This is a genomic window from Cronobacter condimenti 1330 (assembly GCF_001277255.1).
In the GTDB taxonomy this organism is placed as follows: domain Bacteria; phylum Pseudomonadota; class Gammaproteobacteria; order Enterobacterales; family Enterobacteriaceae; genus Cronobacter; species Cronobacter condimenti.
In genome coordinates this window covers 3685323-3706756 of record NZ_CP012264.1, presented here as the reverse complement: position 1 = coordinate 3706756, position 21434 = coordinate 3685323, and the positions used below count along the sequence as shown (strand labels likewise).

Annotated in this window: 18 protein-coding genes, 1 tRNA gene and 1 pseudogene; 8 read left to right on the top strand and 12 right to left on the bottom strand. The window is 55.5% G+C overall.

The genetic code is table 11. The features are described 5' to 3' along the window. Window positions 1-93: 93 nt before the first annotated feature. The 4 genes from AFK62_RS16955 to AFK62_RS16940 all read right to left on the bottom strand — a co-directional run bounded on the left by AFK62_RS16955 (window position 94) and on the right by AFK62_RS16940 (window position 3730). Window positions 94-1473: a carbohydrate porin gene (locus tag AFK62_RS16955; protein ID WP_007678957.1), complete on the bottom strand. Its 1380-nt coding sequence runs from the start codon at window positions 1471-1473 to the stop codon at window positions 94-96. 154 nt (window positions 1474-1627) lie between these two features. Further along, window positions 1628-1933 (bottom strand): PTS lactose/cellobiose transporter subunit IIA, encoded by a 306-nt coding sequence (locus AFK62_RS16950; RefSeq protein WP_032984796.1) that lies wholly within the window; start codon window positions 1931-1933, stop codon window positions 1628-1630. Between the two features lie 140 nt (window positions 1934-2073). Further along, window positions 2074-3399: a PTS sugar transporter subunit IIC gene (locus AFK62_RS16945; RefSeq protein WP_007678944.1), complete on the bottom strand. Its 1326-nt coding sequence runs from the start codon at window positions 3397-3399 to the stop codon at window positions 2074-2076. Window positions 3400-3415: 16 nt separating this feature from the next. Continuing rightward, window positions 3416-3730: a PTS sugar transporter subunit IIB gene (locus AFK62_RS16940; protein WP_007678942.1), complete on the bottom strand. Its 315-nt coding sequence runs from the start codon at window positions 3728-3730 to the stop codon at window positions 3416-3418. Between the two features lie 290 nt (window positions 3731-4020). On the opposite strand from AFK62_RS16940, the gene AFK62_RS16935 reads away from it, so the two are divergent. Further along, window positions 4021-4974, top strand: a complete 954-nt coding sequence (locus tag AFK62_RS16935) for a LacI family DNA-binding transcriptional regulator (protein WP_007678941.1) — start codon at window positions 4021-4023, stop codon at window positions 4972-4974. 37 nt (window positions 4975-5011) lie between these two features. Here AFK62_RS16935 and AFK62_RS16930 read toward each other — a convergent pair whose 3' ends face one another. Both AFK62_RS16930 and AFK62_RS16925 read right to left on the bottom strand, forming a co-directional pair. Further along, window positions 5012-5629, bottom strand: a complete 618-nt coding sequence (locus AFK62_RS16930; RefSeq protein ID WP_007678937.1) for a DUF2238 domain-containing protein — start codon at window positions 5627-5629, stop codon at window positions 5012-5014. 236 nt (window positions 5630-5865) lie between these two features. Next, window positions 5866-8925, bottom strand: a complete 3060-nt coding sequence (locus tag AFK62_RS16925; RefSeq protein WP_053532049.1) for an autotransporter outer membrane beta-barrel domain-containing protein — start codon at window positions 8923-8925, stop codon at window positions 5866-5868. Between the two features lie 198 nt (window positions 8926-9123). On the opposite strand from AFK62_RS16925, the gene AFK62_RS16920 reads away from it, so the two are divergent. The 6 genes from AFK62_RS16920 to AFK62_RS16895 all read left to right on the top strand — a co-directional run bounded on the left by AFK62_RS16920 (window position 9124) and on the right by AFK62_RS16895 (window position 14148). Continuing rightward, window positions 9124-9963 carry an alpha/beta fold hydrolase gene (locus AFK62_RS16920; RefSeq protein WP_053532048.1) on the top strand — a complete coding sequence of 280 codons (840 nt, stop codon included), beginning with the start codon at window positions 9124-9126 and terminating at the stop codon, window positions 9961-9963. Further along, window positions 9960-10145, top strand: a complete 186-nt coding sequence (locus AFK62_RS16915; RefSeq protein WP_007678926.1) for a hypothetical protein — start codon at window positions 9960-9962, stop codon at window positions 10143-10145. The genes AFK62_RS16920 and AFK62_RS16915 overlap by 4 nt, the downstream gene beginning before the upstream one ends. A gap of 147 nt (window positions 10146-10292) precedes the next feature. Further along, window positions 10293-11264, top strand: a complete 972-nt coding sequence (locus AFK62_RS16910) for an NAD-dependent epimerase/dehydratase family protein (RefSeq protein WP_007678924.1) — start codon at window positions 10293-10295, stop codon at window positions 11262-11264. After that, on the top strand, window positions 11255-12379 hold the full coding sequence (locus AFK62_RS16905) for a glycosyl transferase (protein WP_007678921.1): 1125 nt from the start codon (window positions 11255-11257) through the stop codon (window positions 12377-12379). Before AFK62_RS16910 ends, AFK62_RS16905 begins: the two co-directional genes overlap by 10 nt. Then, window positions 12376-12942: a hypothetical protein gene (locus AFK62_RS16900; protein ID WP_007678917.1), complete on the top strand. Its 567-nt coding sequence runs from the start codon at window positions 12376-12378 to the stop codon at window positions 12940-12942. The genes AFK62_RS16905 and AFK62_RS16900 overlap by 4 nt, the downstream gene beginning before the upstream one ends. Beyond that, window positions 12943-14148 carry a glycosyltransferase family protein gene (locus AFK62_RS16895; protein ID WP_007678909.1) on the top strand — a complete coding sequence of 402 codons (1206 nt, stop codon included), beginning with the start codon at window positions 12943-12945 and terminating at the stop codon, window positions 14146-14148. Between the two features lie 180 nt (window positions 14149-14328). Here the strand turns inward: AFK62_RS16895 and AFK62_RS22930 are convergent. The 3 genes and pseudogenes from AFK62_RS22930 to AFK62_RS16885 all read right to left on the bottom strand — a co-directional run. Beyond that, window positions 14329-14928 (bottom strand): annotated as a pseudogene (locus AFK62_RS22930) (tyrosine-type recombinase/integrase); the annotation flags it as partial. 161 nt (window positions 14929-15089) lie between these two features. Beyond that, window positions 15090-15165, bottom strand: a tRNA-Phe gene (locus tag AFK62_RS16890). Window positions 15166-15277: 112 nt separating this feature from the next. Continuing rightward, complete coding sequence (locus AFK62_RS16885; RefSeq protein WP_007674955.1) at window positions 15278-15997, bottom strand: DUF554 domain-containing protein; 720 nt, start codon at window positions 15995-15997, stop codon at window positions 15278-15280. A gap of 546 nt (window positions 15998-16543) precedes the next feature. Between AFK62_RS16885 and AFK62_RS16880 the strand changes: the two genes are divergently transcribed. Further along, entirely contained in the window at window positions 16544-18682 is a 2139-nt protein-coding gene (locus tag AFK62_RS16880) for an ornithine decarboxylase (protein WP_007674953.1), read from the top strand. Between the two features lie 109 nt (window positions 18683-18791). On the opposite strand, the gene mltC is transcribed toward AFK62_RS16880, so the two are convergent. The 3 genes from mltC to mutY are packed head-to-tail and all read right to left on the bottom strand — an operon-like array spanning window position 18792 to window position 21282. After that, window positions 18792-19874 carry a membrane-bound lytic murein transglycosylase MltC gene (gene mltC / locus AFK62_RS16875; protein ID WP_032984518.1) on the bottom strand — a complete coding sequence of 361 codons (1083 nt, stop codon included), beginning with the start codon at window positions 19872-19874 and terminating at the stop codon, window positions 18792-18794. 44 nt (window positions 19875-19918) lie between these two features. Then, entirely contained in the window at window positions 19919-20194 is a 276-nt protein-coding gene (locus AFK62_RS16870; RefSeq protein ID WP_007674938.1) for an oxidative damage protection protein, read from the bottom strand. 2 nt (window positions 20195-20196) lie between these two features. Further along, on the bottom strand, window positions 20197-21282 hold the full coding sequence (gene mutY, locus AFK62_RS16865; RefSeq protein ID WP_053532047.1) for an A/G-specific adenine glycosylase: 1086 nt from the start codon (window positions 21280-21282) through the stop codon (window positions 20197-20199). Window positions 21283-21434 lie beyond the last annotated feature (152 nt).

The window sequence follows — 21434 nt, the reverse complement described above, 5'->3', positions numbered from 1 at the left end:
AGGGTACCAGCGCATTGTTACAGCGTTTACGCGAGGCGTCAGCCTGTCAAAAAGGGGAGGGGATCCGCGCGGCAGGCGCCGCGCGGTCAAACATTACCACCAGGCTTCCCACATGGCGCCGATGTTCAGCGAGTCGAGCTGCGACTCGTCGGTGTTGTTCACGCGCGCGGTGCGTTTGTTGTCCACTTCGCCGCCGGTCACGTAGAAGCGCAGCATCGGGCGGAATTCCGGTCCCATCGCGATGGACATGTTCTGTGAAAGCGTGACTTTCCAGCCGCTGTTGTCGCCGCCTTCTTTGTAATCAACGCTTTGCCAGCCCGCTTCCAGCCAGGTGGAGTGAACGTCGTTCCAGAAATACATTGGGCGCACAATCGCATTGTAGTTACGGCGGTTGTCACGGTCATCCCTGTCGTTATCGTAATCGTGGAATGCCAGCAGATACTCTATCTGCGCCTGCTGGGTGAACTTATGTAACCCTTCAAAGCTCGCGTAAATCGCCGTCAGATCGTCGGTTTTGTTATAGACGCTGTTGTCGGAGTTATCAGAATAGCGTGCGATAAGCTTGTTCACGCCGCTGTCGGTGGTGTGGCTCAGCACCGCACCGCCCTGCCAGGCTTTCAGACGCTCATCGCGATCCACGGCTTTAGAGTCAAAGCCGTAGTTGGCATAAAGCTCAAAATCGAGCGGGCCGATTTTCATGCCGTGAAGTTTTGAGGTGGCAGCGTAGTTGCCTTTATCGCCCGTGCCGGAGCCGCCGGTACAGGTGATACGCGACGGGTTCGCCTCATCTTCCATGACTTCCGGGCTACAGGATTCCACAGCCGCGACGACGGCCAGATCAAGCTGCACGCCGCCGAGATCGAAGTTTTTCACCCCGGCGCCCTGGCCGTCGTGGTTCATCCAGAAGTAGTCGTTAATGCCCTGTTGTGGACGCTGGTGGAAGTCGCGACCGGCCCAGAAATAGGCGTTCGGGTTAGATTCCAGCAGATTGGTCACGCCCGCGTAGGCTTTTTTCAGGTTCACCTCGTCGCCCCAGTGGTCAAACATCACGTTGACATCCCAGATGGCGCCGTTGCCGCCTTTAAAGGCTTTGGAAAGCTGGAATTCGCCGCCGTTACCTTCGTTGCCAAGACGACCAATAGCTGACGCGCCGTTATAAGAGCCATCGACCGCGACATATTTCTGGTCACCGCTCTGGTAATGCGCGCCGTAACGGGCATAACCGGTAAATTTCACGCCGAACGGAATGGCGAGATCCGGCGTCTGTGCCGGGGTTTGCGACTCGGTAATGACATCCGCTTTTTTATTCATGGCGGCGTCGATTTTCGCCTGGCGCTCGGCCAGGGCTTTATCCACCGCTTTGGCCACCATGGCGTCGATTTGTTCCTGCGTATATTCCTGAGCGAGTACGGACATTGGGCACAGCGCGGCGATAACCGCCAGGGTTACTGGAAGTTTTTTTAACGTAGTCATAATTATCTCTTTATCATCACTATTATTAAGACAACAGCTTTCCCTTCTGGCGGGCCAGAATTAATGCGCTATCATCGGGAAGCCTATTTACGTCGTTTCGGGTACAGCGATTTATTACAACCCCGGACGTGCTCCGCGGGAAATAAATGGTTATTTAATGGCGCTGATATAAATGAATCAGCTCTTCAGAAAATTCGCGTGCCAGCAGGGAATTCATTAAATGATCCTGCGCGTGCACCATAATTAACGTCATCGGCTGGCGGCCTTCACCGGCGTCCTGTTCAATGAGCTTTGTCTGCATCTGGTGCGCCTGACGGGCGTAGCCATCGGCTTCGCGCAGCAGGTGTTGCGCCTCAGTGAAGTTGCCTGCGCGTGCGGCATGCAGCGCTTCAAAGCACAGGCTGCGCGATTGCCCCGCATTGACGATGATTTCCATTACCGCTTCTTCCAGTGCCATCATTATTCATTACTCTTTATCAGTTAAAAGGAGATTATTCAGGCGCAGGGCGCCCCGCATTGCGTTATTACCCAATACGTAGTCAGGCGGCTTTATAACGCGCCGTCGTTATTTCACTGGCGCCATCCCTGGCGCGGCGTTAATTATCCGGTTACGGTTTGCGCTGTCGGCACGGCATTACGCGCTTTCAGCTCTTCGGTTTTGATAAGCGAGCGCTCATAGGCGCGCAGGAACGGGAGGTAAATCAGCGCAGACATCGCCATGCAGACCAGGCACATGACGACCGGCGCGAGTGCCCAGTTGGCGGCCCAGGAGGCGCCGATAGGCGCGGGCGTCGTCCAGGGCGTGAGCGACACGACTTGCTCAATAAGGCCCAGGCGCGTCGCCGTCCAGGCGAGCACGGCGTTAACCAGCGGCACGCAGACGAACGGAATGAACATCATCGGGTTCATGATGATGGGCGCGCCGAACAAAATAGGTTCGTTGATGTTAAAGAAGCTCGGCACGATACCCATTTTGCCGATGGTACGCAGGTGGGTTACGCGACTTTTTAGCAGCAGGAACGCCAGCGGCAGGGTACAACCGACGCCGCCAATCAGCAGGTAGTGATCCCAGAAACCCTGCAAATAGGTGTGCGGCAGCGCAGCGCCAGCAGCCAGCGCGGCCTGGTTGGCGGAAAGATTTGCCATCCAGAATGGGTTCATAATGCCGGTGACAATCAGCGAGCCGTGAATACCAGCAAACCAGAAGATTTGACACAGCAGTACAGAGAGCAGCACTGCGGGCAGGGAGTCTGAGGCGGACACCAGCGGCTCCAGCAGATGCATAATAGCTTGCGGCATGATCATGCCGGTTTGCGCTTCAATAAACAGGTTCAGCGGGTGCAGCGTCCCCATCACCGCCATTACCGGGATCAAAATCTCAAAGGAGCGCGCAACGCCGGTCGGCACCTCTTTCGGCAGACGAATAGTCACGTTGTGCTGCTTGAGCCACGCATAGACGCGGGTTGAGTAAATCGCGGTGATAAGCGCCGTGAAAATCCCCTGGCCGGAAAGATACTGCGTGGAGATTTTGCCGTCGGCATACGGGGCCGCCACCAGCAGGAAGGCCATGAAGGCCAGCAGGCCGGACATCACCGGGTCGAGCTGGAACTGACGTCCCAGGCTCGCGCCAATGCCGACCGAGATAAAAAAGGTCATCACGCCCATGCTGAGGTTAAACGGCAGCATCAGTTGCTCACGGTAGGTCTCGGAGAAATCGAGCCAGGCGCGGGCGAAGCCGACCGTGGTATCGCCCGAAAACGGCGGGAAAATAAACACCAGCATAAACGAGCCGATAATCATAAACGGCAGCGCTGCGGTGAAGCCGTCGCGAATGGCGATAACATATTTCTGCTGACCGAGTTTTCCGGCAAGCGGTGTAATCGTCTGTTCAATAACGGCAACCATCGACTGATAGAGAGAACTCATGGGCGAGATCCTGTTTCTAATGCGCCGCTTCGATGAGCGAAAGCGCGTAGTCCAGTACGTTGTCGCCACGCTGCATTCCGTAATCCATCATGTCGATGGCCTGCACAGGAATGCCGTGAGCGGCAGCCTTTTCAGAGAGCATGGGTAACATATACTTCACTTGCGGCCCGAGCAGCACCACCTGATACTTTGGAAACTGCGTATCAAATTCAGCAACGCCCCAGGCATCAATCTGTACGGGAAGATCCCGCTCCCCCGCCGCGTCAACCATCTTCCTCACCAGCAAACTGGTGGACATCCCCGCAGAGCAACACAGCATAATCTTGTACATGGCCTCATCCTTAAATGTAAATACTTATTGCGGAGATGATTGGATAGGATATGGAAACCGATTTCCATTTATAAAAAATGGAACTGTGAGCCCTATCAAGATCTCCGCCAGGCCGGGCGGATTAATTGGATTTACATCACAGCTTTTTGGTCGAAATTCGTAGCACGGACACGAAACGGAAAATCGGTTTCCATGATTTCCGGAAACAGATATACTTCAGCCGGTTATCATCTGAACAATTTTTGATGAAAGTTTGACGCAGAAAGCCAGGTTTCTGTCAGGGGAAAAAGATGTCAACAATCAACGATGTATCGCGTTTAGCCGGGGTGTCGAAAGCCACGGTGTCACGGGTGTTGAGCGGATCGCGCGGCGTGAAGGAAGCCAGCCGTCAGGCGGTACTGAAAGCGGTGGATGAACTCAATTACCGGCCAAATGTGATTGCACAGTCGCTGTTAAGCCAGAGCACCGGCTGCATCGGCGTGATCTGCGCGCAGGATAATATCAACCAGACCACGGGTTACCTGTACGCACTGGAAAAACAGCTCAGTCAGCACCAGAAACATCTGCTGCTGCGCTTTGCCAATAGCAAGCACGAGGTCATGCAGGCGCTCGACGAACTCACCAGCGGACTGTGCGACGATGTGCTGATCATCGGCGCGCGGTTTCCATTAAACATTACCCAGGAAAATGTGATTCTGGTGGACTGCATGGAGAGCGAAAACGCCCCCAGTCTCCAGTACGATCACGCCTTTGCCGTAGAAACTGCGTGTAACTACCTGATTCGCCAAAGCCGTCGCCAGATTGCGCTGATCTATCCGCACGGCAGCGGTTTCGCCGATCAGGTGCTGCTCGGCTATAAGCTGGCGCTGGAGCGCAACTTCCTGCCGTTTAACCGCAATCTGGTGTTTATGGACCCGACCTCATCGTCGGTAGCGCTCCAGGAGTTGCTCAACAACGCGACGACGCTGAACTTCAACGCCCTGCTGGTGGCCGACGATCAGGAGGCGCAGCGGGTCATTCCGCAGCTTCAGGCGTTTAATAAGTCGGTGCCGGACGACATTATGGTCTTTAGCCTCGCGGGGACGCTGCAAATGCCTGGTGTTCCCACCATTCCGGCAATTGAATATTCCATGGATGTGATGGCTGCGCGTATCGTGGGCTGGCTGAATGAGAAAACGCAGGATGTGCTCGGCAGTGGCGTGCTGCGCGGCGATCTCTTCCTGCCGGAAATGCGCAAGCGCTAAAAAATAGCCGCCCGCGGGCGGCTTTTTAATGGGGGCGTTAATGCACAAAGCGCCGCAACTGGCGCGTATGCCAGCGGCCGAGCACGAATACCGTAATAAACGCGCCTGCCAGCGCGCAGAGCATATCCGCCTGCGTATCCCACTCATCGCCCTGCGTGCCGAGAAAATCATCGGCGTCTTTACCGAGCGCCAGCGCCACCCACCATTCAATCAGCTCATAAAACGCGCTGACGGCAAGCGTCACACAACAGACCAGACACGCCAGCATCTTCGCCCCGAGCCGATAGCCGCCTCGCACCAATATCTCCCGCGCCGCCATCGAAATGACCAGCCCCTGTAATACATGTCCGAAGCGATCGTAAGGGTTACGCGCAAGGCCGAACCACTCCTGCACCGTAAAGCCAATCGGCACTCTCGCATACGAATACATTCCGCCGACAATCAACGACACGCAGCCCATAAAGATTAACGCGTAGAGCAGCGGGGTAAGCGGATAGCGTTTCGCGCTGGCCCACAGCACCGGCGCCACAATAAGCACCGGCATGACTTCCATCAGCCATGTCAGCCTGCGCGCGGTGGTCAGCGCGGTCATGACCAGCAGCAATGCCAGAAGTAAAACACCTATGGAGAGGTAGAGCGGGCGGGCCTTATACATCAGCGATCCTTCACAAAGATAAAAGTACGGTGTAGTGGAAGCGCCTGAAAACAACGTGGCTAAAGCGACGTGCGGGCTCCTGACGGACATTTATCTTATTCATTTTAGATGCGTTTCAGCGCCCGGTGATGATTAAAGCCGGCAGGGAAGGGAGCGCGCCAGTCTGTGCGACGTGCGGGTTAAGCCTTAAAGAAAAAACGGGGCCGCATGGCCCCGTGAGTGTTCAGCGTCAGCGCTTAGAACGATTTGTTCAGGCGCAGGCTGAAAGTGTGTGCCTGGTAACGTTCGCCAGCCTGGAGATCATAGCGGGCGTCAACGCTCAGGTCGTTTGCGTTAAACAGCGTGCTGCCGACCGACAGACCCGCCAGATCCTTAACCGGCGCGGCCCCTTTGGTGGTGAACTGCGTTTCACCAATGGTGTCTGCGGCGTAGGTTGCGGTGTTGCTTGTGCGGCGGTTGTCATACTGGTGGATCCAGGAGACTTGCGCGAACGGCGTCAGGCGGCCAAAGCCGGTATCCACGCCTTTTTCAATGCGCGCGCCCAGGTCGCTTGTGACCGACTGCGAGTGCGATGCGCCCACATCCAGCGCCATGCCGTTGCCGCCGCTCTCTTTATACCCATCAACGTGCTGGTAACCATAAGTCAGGCCAGCCATCGGGGTGAGAACCACCGCAGCAGGCAGCGTGAACGGGTAGCCGAATTCGCTTTGCAGCGTCACAGACTGGCCGTTGAACTTGCCGTTGGCCGTACCGGAGAAACCGGTGAAGTCTGCGCGACGCACCGTGTCGTAGTTCTGACGAGTCAGCGCGGCAGACAGGTTCATAAACCACGGGTCGCCCGAGTAGCCAGCGTAACCAATCACGCCATAGTTATTCGCCGTTGATTTGTTGCCGGTCAGGTTGTCTTTACCGTGTACGGAGGTGTTGCTGTAGTTCAGCGCCGCACCCATACGCCAGTCTTCGGCCACGGTACGGTCTGCACCAAACAGCAGGCCGCCGAATTTCGCGCGGTAACCGCTCACTTCACTGGTGCTGTCCTGACGGGTATAACCGCCGTACGGTTGCGCCCAGACGATCCAGTCGCTGTAGCCGTCACCGGTTGACACACCGCTCAGGCCCGCGGTCTGCGGACTGCGGATAGTATCCAGATGGTTACCGACGACACCCATCGCAGTGGACGTCGCCACGCCGCTCGCCGTGCTGACGTTGATGTTTTGGCTGGTAGAAAGACGCTCGCCTACGCGGTTGGCTTCCTTCGTGCCTTCAATCGCCAGTGATGCGTTGTACAGCTCAAGCAGCTGCGGCGCGATGCCGGAGTAACTGGCGAGGCCATTCAGCGACGATGTCGCGTTCGAGGTGGTGGCCCGCTCAGGCCCGGTGACCGGTGCCACAGGTGGTTTCACAACCACAGGCGGTTTCACAACCACAGGTGGTTTGCCCGGCACGGTAGGCGTTCCGGGCACAGGCGGCGTCGGTGCTTTTTCAAGCTGAACGACCAGCGCGCTGTTTGCGTCGTTAACATAGGTCGAGCCCGTTACCAGACCGTTATAGCCCGCTGCCTTGTAAGCCAGTTTGTCCGCGTTATAGTTCGTGCCGTTGCTGTTAGCGTTAATAACGACATAGCGCTGGCCGGGCGCGAACTTATAGGTATTGCCAGAACGGGTAAGCGATATGCTGGAGCCTTGATCCACGGTCGCAGAGCCTGTGACGTTCAGGCGGCCATAGCTGGTATCCTGGGCGATATCGCCGCTCGCGGAGGCCGTGTCACTCACGCCAACGATCAGTGCTGCGCCAGCATTTTGATGGTAATTGCCGGTGATGGCGATCGGGGCGTTAATCTGAAGCTGCGCCGCATCGTTAAGCACAGTGCCGACGGTGGCGGTGCTGTCATCACTTGAGAGGCTGTGCGTGGTGAGGCTGGCAATGTTGATATTATCGTTTAACAGCATTGAGCCGGACCGGAAGATAACGTCATTGTTGCTGGCAATCGTACCGATGCCGTTCGTGCTGGACGACGTTTCGTCATCGCTGACGGTACGCACACCCGTAAGCACGCCCTGCTTATCCGTGCCGCCGATAAATTCCAGTGCCGCGCCATTGTTGGAGGTGATATTGCCTTCAATGATGCCGCTGTTAGTGATAGTCAGCGCGGAGCCGTTAGTACCATTGGTAAAAATCGCATTGCCTTTACCGGTAATGGTGCCGTTGTTGATAATGGCATTGCTGGCAGCATTACTTCCGGTGATATAAACCCCCTGGGCGCTGCCAGTAATGGTGCCGTTGTTAATCAGCGTCGTGGTCGTCTGGGAGTTATAATTTGTTGCATAAAAGCCGTAACTGCCACTGACGGTACCATTGTTAATAATAGTGCTGGCAGCGGTAGAGTTGCTGTTAGCGTTACCGTTGTAAATACCGACTAAATTGCCAGAGATATCACCATTATTAGTCAGCGTATCAATCTGGCCCTGGTTGTACACGCCGACATAATTACTGGCGATTTTTCCATCATTGGTTAACGATTTAATGATACCCGTGTTGGCATTGAAAATGCCTGAGTTATAATAACTGGTGCTAGTGTTGATGTTGCCGATGGTGCCGGTATTATGCAGTGTATTAATCGTGCCGGTATTATAAATTGCGCCGTTATTATAATTATACCCGCTGGAATTGGTGGTCGTGGAGCTAATAACGCCAGCATTTTCCAGCAGATCGATTTTGCCGCTGTTACTCACGCCGGTTCTACCCGTAATCACACCTGACGAAATATTTTTCAGTGTCCCGAGCGTGCCGCTATTAGTAATGCCGCCCTGGTTATAGTTACCGCCATAATTATAAGAGGTGTCAGGGCCTTCAATCGTACCGCTGTTAATTAGCGTGCCTACCTGGCTTGTTTCAGTCAGGTTAACCGCGCTGCCGGAATAATAATTATTACTGGCAGAGGTCATTTTAATGCTGCCAGAGTTATCGATAGTGTCGATCGTACCTTCGTTTTTCAGGCCGTAAGAATAGGTGTTAGTATTTTGGCTGGTGCCTTCAGCGGAAATGACGCCATCGTTATCAAATAACGTGACTGCAACACCCTGCCCAATACTGAGCGCCGAACCGACGCTACTGAGGGCAGAACCGGTATTCGTTACCTGCACCAGATTGTAGGAGGCCGAGAGCTGAACATCAGATTGCTGGCTGGAAATGATATAGTCGTTCGAAACCGCGAAGGCATAAGGTGCCAGCAGTCCCTGAGCAGAGGTTAACGCTACCAGCAGAGTTCCCTGCTGGCTAAACCGTAATTTCTTCATGATGTACCGTGCGATTCCGCGCTTAAGGTTTAGGAAAAAAGCCGTTATGTGTTACGTTCCGATTTGTCTGCTTACATTCCGTTGCGCTACACATAATTGCTTGCAATGAAAACGATAAGCGAGGCTTAACTATTTTCGGCGCCCCCTAAGTGAAACTTTAGCGTTTTGGTTGAATAAAAATCCCGCCGGAAGATAAAAATGGACAAAAAACACCTGCTGTTTACGCGTGCATTATTGATTAGTATGGCTTTATGGTTAGCAGGCTGTACCACTCAACACTTTCGTGAAAATGCGAGCGAGATCGCAAAAAGCAGGGGGTTTATCCGGGAGGATTTCCCGGCGCGCGGAATAACGCTTCGCACCTGGCAGCATATAACGCCACCGGTCACGCATTTACGGGTTTATATCGAAGGAGACGGTTTTGCCTGGGTGAATCGCACGCGCCCGTCCGACGACCCCACGCCACATAATCCCATCGGCCTGAAACTCGCGGCGGCCGATCCTTCCCGTAATCTTCTTTACCTGGCGCGGCCATGCCAGTTTATCGGGCCGCCGTTACCGGCCACCTGTCATGCACATCTCTGGACAGATAAGCGGTTTTCATCAAACGTTATCGAGGCGATGAATGATGCCCTGAATCAGGTGATGCAGCGCTTTCCGCAGGCCAGGATAGAACTGGTGGGCTATTCCGGCGGCGGAAATATTGCTGCGTTGCTGGCGGCGCGGCGTGCGGATGTGGTTTCGCTGCGTACGGTAGCGGGAAATCTCGATGTCGCGTACGTCAATGCGCTTCACCGGGTTTCCGCCATGCCGGAGGCGCAAAGCGCGGCAGACGTGGCAGCGAAACTATCAACCCTGCCGCAAATCCATTTCAGCGGTGCCGATGACAGTACGGTGCCGCCCGCTGTCGCCGCGCGTTTTCAAAAAGCCGTGGGCGAGCGCTGCGCGCAGGTGGACGTGGTGCCGGGGATGGACCATGGTTCTGACTGGGCGGCGCTGTGGCCGCGTTTGCTGGCGACAGCGCCGGTGTGCCGATGAAAGTGCAGGGGGCGGAGGAGACTCAAATCCCCAAAAAGCAATTGACGGCGGATTATCGGCGGGTGCAAACCACGGTCAGTCATCTCCGGTTGATGGCCGATTGCGACCTGCCACGGTTGGAACAGTGCCGTAATGTGCTGGCGCAACTGTTGGTCCGTCAGGGCATCGACACTCACGTCTGAGCTGGTCGTTAATGTCGCAAACACCTCCGACGCAGTTTGACAGTAAGCGTCGACGAATTAATGGCCAGTGGAGACGGGAATGAGACTTACCACACGGCGTTTGCCCGGTTGTTGTGAAGCGCGGTTGCGCACGCCAGGAGGGGGAGCATGAAGATATTGCTGACCGGCGCATCAGGGTTTATTGGCAGCACGTTTTTGCGCCGTTTTGCTGACCGTGCCGATCTCGAACTCTGCGGCGTTGGACGGCGAACGGAAAATGATTTCCCGCCCACGGTGTGTTATCACACGTTGCCGCTGGAGAGGCTTGCGGAACTCGACGTTATGCCGGATGTAGTCATCCATGCCGCAGGCAGAACCTCGCCCTGGGGAACGCCACAGGACTATGAACGCGATAATGTTGAAACGACCCGTCAGGTAATCGACTTTTGCATTCAGCGCGGTTTTCCCCGCTTGATACTGCTCTCTAGCTCAGCGGTCTACTCGCGCTTTGCTCATCAATTCAACGTGCGTGAAAACGCGGAAATCGGACCGCAGTTTACCAGTGAGTATGGCCACAGTAAGTATCGGGCTGAAATGTTAGTGAAGGCCTACCGTGGCGAGAAAACGATTTTTCGTCCCTGCGCGGTGTTCGGTGAGGGGGATCGATTACTGTTTCCGCCATTGCTGAGCGCGGCCAAAAAAGGGCAACTTGTCAGGCTGCGAAACGATGTCACTCCAGCGCAGGCCGATATTATGCCGGTTGGGATGTTGTGTGATTATCTGCTGCGGGCGGCTCGTTACCCACAGTTGAGAAGCTGCTATAACATTTCGGCGGGGCAACCCGTTGAGACGGCTGCATTTTTGGATGATGTGTTGCGACAACTGGATCTGCCGTTGCCGGTAAAAACAGTGCGTCCTGGCACCGCGTTGCGCGTTGCGGGGGCGCTGGAGTGGCTATGGCGCTGGCTTCCTCTGGCGGGTGAACCGCCGATCACCCGTTTTGGTGTCGGGGTGTTTAGTTATGCCGCTACGCTGGATATCACTGCAATGCGCGAGGATTTTGGCGCACCAGACGGCACCCTTTCGCAAAGTGTGCAGGATTTTTTACAACATTATCGGACGATGAACGCATGCTGCTGATTGCTCTCCTCTGGCTGCTTATCCTGCTCTTTAAGCTCTTTTTTGCGCTCAGGGCGGTACGTACAGCAGATCGTAGTTGTCATGGCGAGCTGGAAGCGGTGACGGTGATACAACCGATCCTCAGCGGCGATCCGGCGCTGGAAAGCGTCCTGGCGTCAACTGTTGAGCAGTTGCGCGGCGCGGCATTTTTCTGGCTTATCGATGATGACGATGCAGACGCAGCGCAGGTGACGCAGCGTTTGCAACAGCGCTATCCACAGCAGCACATTACGGTTTTCTCCTTTCCTCAGGCGCCGGAAGGTGTTAATCCCAAGCTGTTTAAGCTGGAGCAGGTGAGGGCGCAGGTGGCCCGCGACGTTATTCTGGTGCTGGACGATGATGCAGTATTGAGTGCGGTGTCATTGCGCCACATGTTGAGTGAACTGACGGATAATTCTCTGGTGACCGCGCTTCCCTGGTATCGTGCGGCGGACAACCTGCCTTCTCGTTTGCTGGCGCAGTTTGTTAACGATAATTCTGCCCTGACCTATTTGCCGTTGTTAACGTTCGCACCACCGCTGACGCTGAATGGGATGTGTTATGCCATCCGCGGTGAAACGCTGGAGCGCGCCGGCGGCTTTGCGCCAGTGCTGCGTCACCTGACGGACGATCTGGCGATGGCGACGCTGCTAACGCGTCATGGTGTACGCATTGTGCAGTCGACTGCGGCGGTGCGTGTGCAGACCAGCGTGGCTGACGGTACACGCTATTTCCGCCAGATGCATCGCTGGTTCCTGTTTGCCACGCTGCTGATGCATGAAAAAAGCGCGGCAGTTAATCTGTCGATTTTTCTACTGCAGGGACTGCACCCGCTGCTGCTTTGGGCGCTGCTGGTTCTGGCGTTCGGTAGTACGGCACACGGCGCTCTGCTGGTAGGCATCGTTGTGATACGCCATCTGGCGCTGCGTGGTCTCCAGCGCGCCGTAGCACCGGAAATTCCCGCGCGTCCGTGGTTGTCACTGTTGTCCGAGTTACTGCAGCCGTTCCATCTGCTGCATGCGCTGGTTAATCGCACCATTTACTGGCGTTCGCGTCGCTACCGTATTTTCAGCAACGATTGTTTTACGTCGCTATGAAAAAACCTGATTTGCAGATTGCGTTTATTACCGGCCGTAGCCGTACGGATAACGCGTCGCTCAGTCCTTTGCAGACGGCATTTATACAGCGGGTTGTCGGCCATCATCAGCCGGTTGCGGTGAATTTTCCGTGGACAGAGCAATCCATGCCGTGGCAGACAACCGGCCTGCTGCGCGCCAGCGTCAATAACGCCCGGGAATATCTTGGTGCGCGACAAGCTGGCTTTGCCCTGCGTTACCAGCCGCAGGCGCTGGAGATGCTGGCGTCAGCAAACCACACGGTACTGCTCTGTGGCAGTTGTGGACTGGAGCTGTTTAATCAGTTGCGCTTACCGCCTGAATGGCTGGCGCGCATCAGTGTTTTTGCTTTTGGTCCGGTTGCACGTCGCCGACCGGACTGCCGTCATTTGCTGGTACAAGGAGAACGGGACTGGATTTCGCGCTTCTGGTTTCGGCACGCGGACAGGCGCATTGCCTGCGGTCATATGAATTATCTTGAACAGCCGCAACTGGCGGCGCTGTGTCGCCAGTTTATTGATGAACCAGGGAGACAGGGAGCGTAGATGCAGCGTTTATTCGATCTGATTCCTGCGGGCGTTACCCGCATTGATTTGATGGCGCCTCCGTTTTCCGGCCATTTACATCCCGTGCTGGCGATGGGACGCGTGCTATCCGAACGTTATCAGGTACGCATTATCAGCACCCGGGGCGTTGCGTCTTCTGTCACTGCGGCGGGGCTGACGGGTCTGTCGCTGCCCGGCGATTACGATACGCCGCTGTTGTCGGTCGTGAATCCGAAATATGCGGTAGGCTCCCATCCGCTGCGGTTGTATCGGCAGTTTCGCCAGGTTGTGGGGTTATTGAAGAGTTTCGGTGATGAAATGGAACAGTTGTGGCTGCGTGAAGGTGCGCCCGATCTGGCGATCGCTGATTTTACACTGCCTGTTGTCGGTGACGTTTGCCGCAGGCTTGACGTTCTGTGGTGGAGCAGTTTGCCGTCACCCTGCGTGCTTGAGACCCCCGATGGCGCGCCTGCGTACTGCGGCGGGTTAATGCCTGCGCAGAACGCGTATCAGCGTTTGTGGCACGCCTTGCAACGAAAAAAAGTGCGACTGTTTAAGCTCGCTGTATTCTGGCTGTTTCGCGACGTTATTCGCCAGACAGGAATCGAAAGCCTGTATCGGCAGGATGGCAGCGAAAGCGCTTACTCGCCGCTACGCATTCTGGCGCTCAGCGAAGAAACATTTGAATTCCCGCGCAGCTGGCCTGCGGCTGTCAGCTTTATCGGTCCGGCACTCTACACGCCGCCAACGCAGTGCGTGGCACCGCCATTCGAAGCCAATAAACGCCATGTGCTGGTGACGCTCGGTACACACCTGGACTGGCATAAAGATGCGGTGATGAATGCGGTTATCGCGCTGGCGAACACCCTGCCTGACTGGGTATTTCATTTCACCGATGGGCATCAGACCGTCGCGGGACAGCAACAACACGACAATGTTTACCGCCTGTCCTGGGTGAATTATGACAACTGGCTGACGCGCTATGATGCGGTCATTCACCACGGTGGTGCCGGGATTATGTGGCATTGCCTGGAGAAGAATATTCCGGCGCTGGTATATCCGGTGGATTATGACCAGTTTGATCATGCAGCACGGCTGGACTGGAGCGAGAAAGGGATCTGGATTAAGGACGGATTAAAAGGACTGGAAATGGCGGGGCCGTTATTAATGGCGCTGGTTTCTTCGGATGTTTCAGGTTCTCGATAATCAATTTAGGCAAAATTATCAATATGATAACTGAATGCCACAAATAAGCTAAAAGCTGTGTTGAATAATGCCGTATTTTTCCCAGGCTTTTACAGGGCCAGGAATTGGGCCTCTTACCTTCGCTCAGCAACACTATGCTCGGCTTACTCATATCATTGAAGCGCTGAGGTTCCTTTTGTCCATCAGCCGCAGTGCGTTATTCACCGTGTTCTCACTCATGGGTTTCCATAGATTGTGATCGCCCGTGAAAATCAGTCATGTTCTCCGTTGATAGTGTGGATCTGCTGCAGTATGTCCAACCCTGAGTAGAGAGTGGCACAAGATGCTCTGTTCGCATTTTTGAGCCACGATGGGAATAATTGACCCCTTCAGTAGGTTTCCGCTCAGGCGGAATGGTCCACAGGGCTTTCTTAACGTCGCCCTCAGGCCACCTGGCAAAGCGTAGTTCACTGGAGCGGATGAAAATAAGCAGGGTAAGTTTAGTTGCCTGTCGGGTGAGAGATTGCCCTCTGTATGCATCGCGTCGTTCAAGAAGCTCTGACATGCGATTTAAGGCGAGGGCAGGGCGGTGCTGGCGTTTCACCGTCGTTAAAGCGCCAGCCATATCCACGGCAGGGTTATAGATGATAATGCCTGACCGGGCAACATAGCGCATGCTTGCAGTGATACGCTGCTGAAGGCGCGCTGCAATCTCATAGATCTCTTTGGCTTCGGCAGCCTTTACTGGAACAAGTAAATCGGGAGTCCTGAGGGGGGAATATCACGTGAGCCGATAAAGGGTTTTATCGAATCAGACTATACCCTCAGTTGTACCCTTGTAAGGGACTTGATGCAGGTTGAAGTGGATTGAGTTAGGTGGAGTTAAGGGATTGTAGAAGTGTTGATTTTTGCGGGCTTAGAATGCAAAAACGGACCTCCGTGGAGGTCCGTTGATATGAATTTGGTGCCCGGACTCGGAATCGAACCAAGGACACGGGGATTTTCAATCCCCTGCTCTACCGACTGAGCTATCCGGGCAACGGGGCGCATTAAACCCGATTCATCTGGCGACGTCAACGAAATTCCTCGAATTCTGCGCTGCCCGCCCATTCCTGCGCCACTTTGTTCGCGAAATCGCCGTTTTGACAGCTTACGCGAAGAAATGCGTCCAGAGCGCTGAAAGGGGCATAGAAATCAGCAGCGCGGGCAGCATATTCACGACCGCAAACATCTTAATACCGCAGATACGCAGGCCCGTCGCCAGCAGTAACAAGCCGCCGGTTGCGGTGAAATCGCCCATCATCGCGGGTGTCGTGAGCGGCAGGATAAACACCGCGCAGGCGGCGAGCGAAAGCTGTATCACCAGCATCGGTACGCAGATGGCCGCCACCGCCGCGCCAAGGGTGGTGGCGAAAATCGTGGCGGTGAAGAAATCGAGAAACGCCTTGGCGATAAGCACGCTGTTATCACCGGTCATGCCTTCACGCATCGCCCCAAAAATGCCGGTGCCGCTTGCGCAAAACAGCACGATAATCGCCACAAAACTTTGTACGACATTATCCTGCGCCGGACGCGCGTTTTTCGCAGGCCGCAGGCGGCGCGCCAGACCATGCAGCCTGTGTACCCCACTGCCGATCCCTTTTTCGAGATAACAGAGCTCGCCAATCAGCGCGCCGAGCAGTGTGGAGAGCACCATCACCGGCAGGTTCACGCATTTCATCACCAGTAAAATACCAATACCGAGCGAGGCGAGGCCAAAAATAGACGGCATTGAACTGCGCAGCCGCTCAGGAAGGCGCTGGCTTAAGGCCGCGCCGAGTAGCCCGCCCAGCAACACCGCCGCTGCATTGATAAAAGGTCCCGTTACCACGTTGTGCTCCTGTTTGAGTTTTTACGTTAAGGCCAGCATAAGCCCGATGCGTAAACGGAGAAAGGATGCCAGTTATTCGCATCCTTATGCGTCACTTATGATTACTTATTTTAACGGTATCTTTTTTATCTTAATAATCAAAACACTAAAAAATAGGCGTGGTTAATATAATGATTAAGCAATCACTTTTATGCCCGTAGCGGCTTGCCCCGCCGGGCGTAAAGTGACATGATTGCGCGACTTTTCTCCACCAGACAGGGTGTGCCGCTATGACCGCGCGTTTGCTAACAGCAGCCGTCATTTCTTCGCGACATTGCACAATGCCGCGCGCCCGTCACGTCTGTCCGCCATACTTCCCTGTGCCCACCATGCGGTGAGGCAACCGTACGCTCACTGCACGACAACAGTAAAATCAGGCGTGCTCTGCTTTTACTGATGTCTCGCGGTCGGAGCTGGTAATCAGTCAGGCCATCATCGTTTCGCCGGGATACTGTCCCGTTGCCGTGCCCGAAGGCGCTTACACCGAAACTCAGGGTTTTTGTGCTTATGAAATCGTTAAAAATTGCCGCAAGCCACGCCGTGGCTCCTCTGCTGTCGACGTCCCGCGCCATCGTGACGCTTGATAACACTGACTTCACCGATGTTGCAGCCGTCGTGCTCTCTGTGGCTGATACCCGCACCGGCATCCTTGCGCTGCTCAAACGCACCGGGTTTAACCTGCCGGTATTTGTTTTCCAGGCAGAAGGCGAAAGCTGCGACGCGCCAGTCAGCGGAACGCTCACAGGGAACGCGCAGGAGTTTCTGGCGCTCGAAACCGCGGCAGTGGCTTATGAAGAGAATTTGCTGCCGCCCTTTTTCGACACGCTGTATCAGTACGTAGAAATGCAAAACAGCACCTTCGCGTGTCCCGGCCACCAGCACGGCGAGTTTTTCAAAAAGCATCCGGCTGGCCGGCAGTTTTACGATTTCTTCGGCGAAAATGTCTTTCGCGCCGATATGTGCAATGCAGACGTCAAACTGGGTGATTTGCTGATTCATGAAGGCTCCGCCAAACACGCGCAGAAGTTCGCGGCGAAAGTGTTTCATGCCGATAAAACCTATTTCGTGCTCAACGGCACGTCGGCGGCGAATAAAGTCGTGACCAACGCGCTGCTGACGCAGGGCGATCTGGTGCTCTTCGATCGCAATAACCATAAATCCAACCATCATGGCGCGCTTATTCAGGCTGGCGCCACGCCCGTTTATCTTGAGGCCGCGCGTAATCCGTTCGGGTTTATCGGCGGCATCGACGAGCGCTGTTTCGATGAGGCGTATCTGCGTGAGCTTATCGCCGAAGTCGCGCCGTCGCGTGCGCGTGAGACGCGCCCCTTCCGTCTGGCGGTCATTCAGCTTGGCACCTACGATGGCACCGTCTATAACGCCCGTCAGGTGGTGGATAAAATCGGCCATCTGTGTGATTACATCCTGTTTGATTCCGCATGGGTCGGCTATGAGCAATTTATACCGATGATGGCCGACTGTTCGCCGCTGCTGCTCGATCTTAACGAAAACGATCCGGGGATTTTTGTCACGCAGTCGGTGCACAAGCAGCAGGCCGGGTTCTCGCAAACCTCGCAGATCCACAAAAAAGATAACCATATTCGTGGTCAGGCGCGCTTTTGCCCGCACAAGCGCCTGAATAACGCGTTTATGCTGCACGCCTCTACAAGCCCGTTTTATCCGCTTTTTGCCGCGCTCGACGTGAATGCCAAAATTCATGAAGGGGAGAGCGGCAAGCGGCTCTGGGCCGACTGCGTGGAGCTTGGGATAGAGGCGCGTAAGGCGATTATTGCCAACTGTCGGATGATCAAACCGTTCATCCCGGACGAGGTGGCAGGCAGGCCGTGGCAGGATCATCCGACCGAGGCGATCGCCCGTGAACGACGTTTTTTCAGCTTTGAGCCAGGTGCCGCGTGGCATGGCTTTGCCGGGTATGCGCGCGAGCAATATTTTGTCGACCCATGCAAGCTGCTGCTGACGACGCCTGGGATCGAGGCGGAAACCGGCGAATACAGCGAATTCGGCATACCGGCGGCTATCCTCGCCAACTACCTGCGTGAAAACGGCATCGTGCCGGAAAAAGCAGATCTTAACTCGATCCTGTTTTTGCTGACGCCCGCTGAGAGCGCAGAGAAGATGGCGCATCTGGTCGCAATGCTGGCGCGTTTTGAGCAGCATATTGAAGACGATACGCCGCTTGCCGATGTATTGCCGACTATCTACCAGAAATACCCGGTGCGCTATAAAGGCTACACGCTGCGTAAGCTGTGCCAGGAGATGCATAACCTGTATGTGAGCTTTGACGTGAAGGCGCTACAGCGCGCGATGTTCCGTAAAGACGCGCTACCGCAGGTCGTGATGAACCCGCAGCAGGCGAATACGGCGTATATCCGCGGCAATGTGGAGCTGGTACGTCTGAGCGAGGCTGAAGGGCGCGTCGCCGCTGAAGGCGCACTGCCTTACCCGCCGGGTGTGTTATGCGTAGTGCCGGGCGAGGTGTGGGGCGGGGCGGCGCTGCGTTATTTCCTGGCGCTGGAAGAGGGCGTTAACCTGTTGCCCGGCTTCTCCCCTGAGTTGCAGGGCGTATATAGCCAGACCGATCCGGACGGTATTAAGCGATTGTACGGGTATATGCTGCGCACCTGAGGCGCGCAAAACGGCGGGGGCGCTACGCTTGCCCGCCGTGCATAAACACAGTCGTCATCGGAAGAATGGATAAGCGAAGCGCCACCCCTCGCTGGGCGGCGCTTCACGGTTACTTGCGACGGTAACTCTTCTGCGCGGTGTTGACCTTGTAGAGATAACGGCGCGACTCGGCGGACGGATGCCGGGTCGTGAGCGTCTCGTAAACATCGCCCGGCGTCATGCGGTTAATGATATTCACCGCCTGGTCTTTGTCGCCGGAGAACACACGCAATACGCTGCCCGCGCCGCCGTTATAAGCGGTGATCACGGCGTAACGACGCGACGTCGGGTTGGCGATACCGCCGAGATAAACATTATCGAGCATCGCCAGATACGCGGTGCCGGTATCAATGTTACTTTGCGGATCAAACAGATAGCTACGGCTTGGTGTGCCCCATTTCCCTTGTGAACGGAAGACATCTTTCCCGGCGCTGTGCTGAACGACCTGCATTAACCCAAGCGCGTCGGCGTGACTTACCGCATACGGGTTGAAGGAGGACTCGGTCTGCATAATCGCGAGGATCAACGCTTCATCCACGCCATATTTGCGCGATGCCTGACGCACCATGCCAATGTATTTATGGGCGCGTTTGTCGAGGTGGTTCGGCACCAGATTAATCGTCACGCTATAGATAATGCGCAGACCGTTGCTGCGGCTCTTAAGGCGCGTTTGCAGCAGGTAATCAGCGAATTTCGAGGCGCGGCCTTCCCAGCGGATCGGCTGCCCGGTGTTATCCACCACCTGGCCGTACAGGAACGGTTCGCGGGAAATTTGAATGTCGTTAACGTCGGAATAGAGATCGATAGAGCCCGGATCGTCGCCCATCAAAAGCGTCGTAATAATCGCCTGACGCAGGCGTGCGGCAGGTTCGGTCCCGGCGATGGTCTCGACAGTAATGGTACCGTCGTCAAAGTTAATGTGGCTGCGTGTCTGATACTGATCGGTGTATTTCACGTAGTCCTTCGGACCCGCGATCAACACTTCGTTAAATCCCCAGATGTTTTCAATGTTATGGGCAAACTGGCCCATCAGAATGTCAAACCCGTTGGTGTCCTTAATCCAGGCCTCGTTATAGGCGTTTTCAGCATTTTTTTTACTGGAACAGGAGATGAGCAACGGCGCAATCAACGCGAGCGCAAATATTTTTTTCATCATTCCGGGCGTGCTGTTGGGTTAAGTGAAAGGGCCAGAGGCCCTTACTGTTGTTCCGGCGGCGTGTAGCCTTCAATGTGCACATTTTTGCCTTCGAACAGGAAGTTCACCATCTCCTGCTCGAGCAGCTTGCGATGCTCCGGGTTCATCATGTTGAGTTTTTTCTCGTTGATAAGCATGGTCTGCGTTTTCTGCCACTGCGCCCAGGCCTCTTTGGAGATTTCGTTATAAATACGCTTACCCAGCTCGCCCGGATAAAGCTGGAAATCCTGGCCTTCGGCGTCGCGCTGAAGGAAGGTACAAAAAATCGTTCTGCTCATCATTAATCCTCATGAATGGCGCGAGCGGGGCGGGGTGCCACCGGTTCAGCGCGCACTTGCTGTAACAGGCGCTCAACGGGGGCGGCAAGGCCCACCGCAGGCGGCTGGGCTAAGTTATACCAGAGACCCGGCGCTTCATCCATGCAGGCAGCCGTCTGCTGCACGCCAAGCCACATCGGCACGATGTCCAGATGGAAATGGCTGAAGGTGTGGCGAAAGGCAGTAAGCTGCGTCAATCCGTCGGCGGAAATACCGCGCGCGTGCAGCCATTCGCGAAGCGCCGTCTCGCTGTCGAACTGCGGAAAACAGTACAGGCCGCCCCACAGCCCCACCGGTGGGCGCTGCTGTAAAAACAGCGTATCGTCATGCTGGAGCAGCAGAAAAAAGCCGGTTTTCTCAGGCAGCGTCTGTTTGGGCTTCTTGCCGGGGTATTTCGCATAGCTTTGGTGCGCAAAGGCTTCGCAGCCAGTGTTAAGCGGGCAGATCTCACATTTTGGTTTCGAGCGGGTGCAAACCATCGCGCCGAGATCCATCATCGCCTGGTTAAAGCGCGCCACGCCCTCTGCGAGGGTCACCGTTTCGCTTATCTTCCACAGGCGGTTTTCCACGTCTTTTTTACCCGGCCAGCCGTCGACTGCATAACAGCGTGCCAGCACGCGCTTCACGTTGCCGTCTAGGATCGGAAAATGTTTGCCAAGCGAGAGCGACAGCACCGCGCCTGCGGTGGAGCGGCCCACGCCCGGAAGGGCCGCCACTTCTTCGAAGGTTTCAGGGAATTTGCCGCCGTGCAGCGTCGCCACCTGCTGCGCCGCTTTATGTAAATTACGGGCGCGGGCATAGTAGCCAAGGCCGGTCCACAGATGCAGCACGTCGTCGAGCGGCGCGTTCGCAAGCGCCGTAACGTCAGGAAAGCGTGCCATAAAGCGTTCAAAATACGGGATAACCGTCGTGACCTGCGTTTGTTGCAACATCACTTCCGAGAGCCATACTTTGTAAGGGGTTTTTTCCTGCTGCCAGGGAAGGGTTTTGCGCCCATATTTGTCGAACCAGTCGAGCACCTGGCGGGAGAACTGCTGTGCCTGCATCATTAACGCGTGGCTTCCGGCTTGTAGAAATCAGGGGCTGTGATTCCAGCACAGGCCCTGCGGGCTGTAAACAGGAACTTTCCTGTGCTTGCATCGGGCAACTATCTTTGGATAATGCCCGTTTCCCGAACCACTACTCAAACAGACTAATCGCC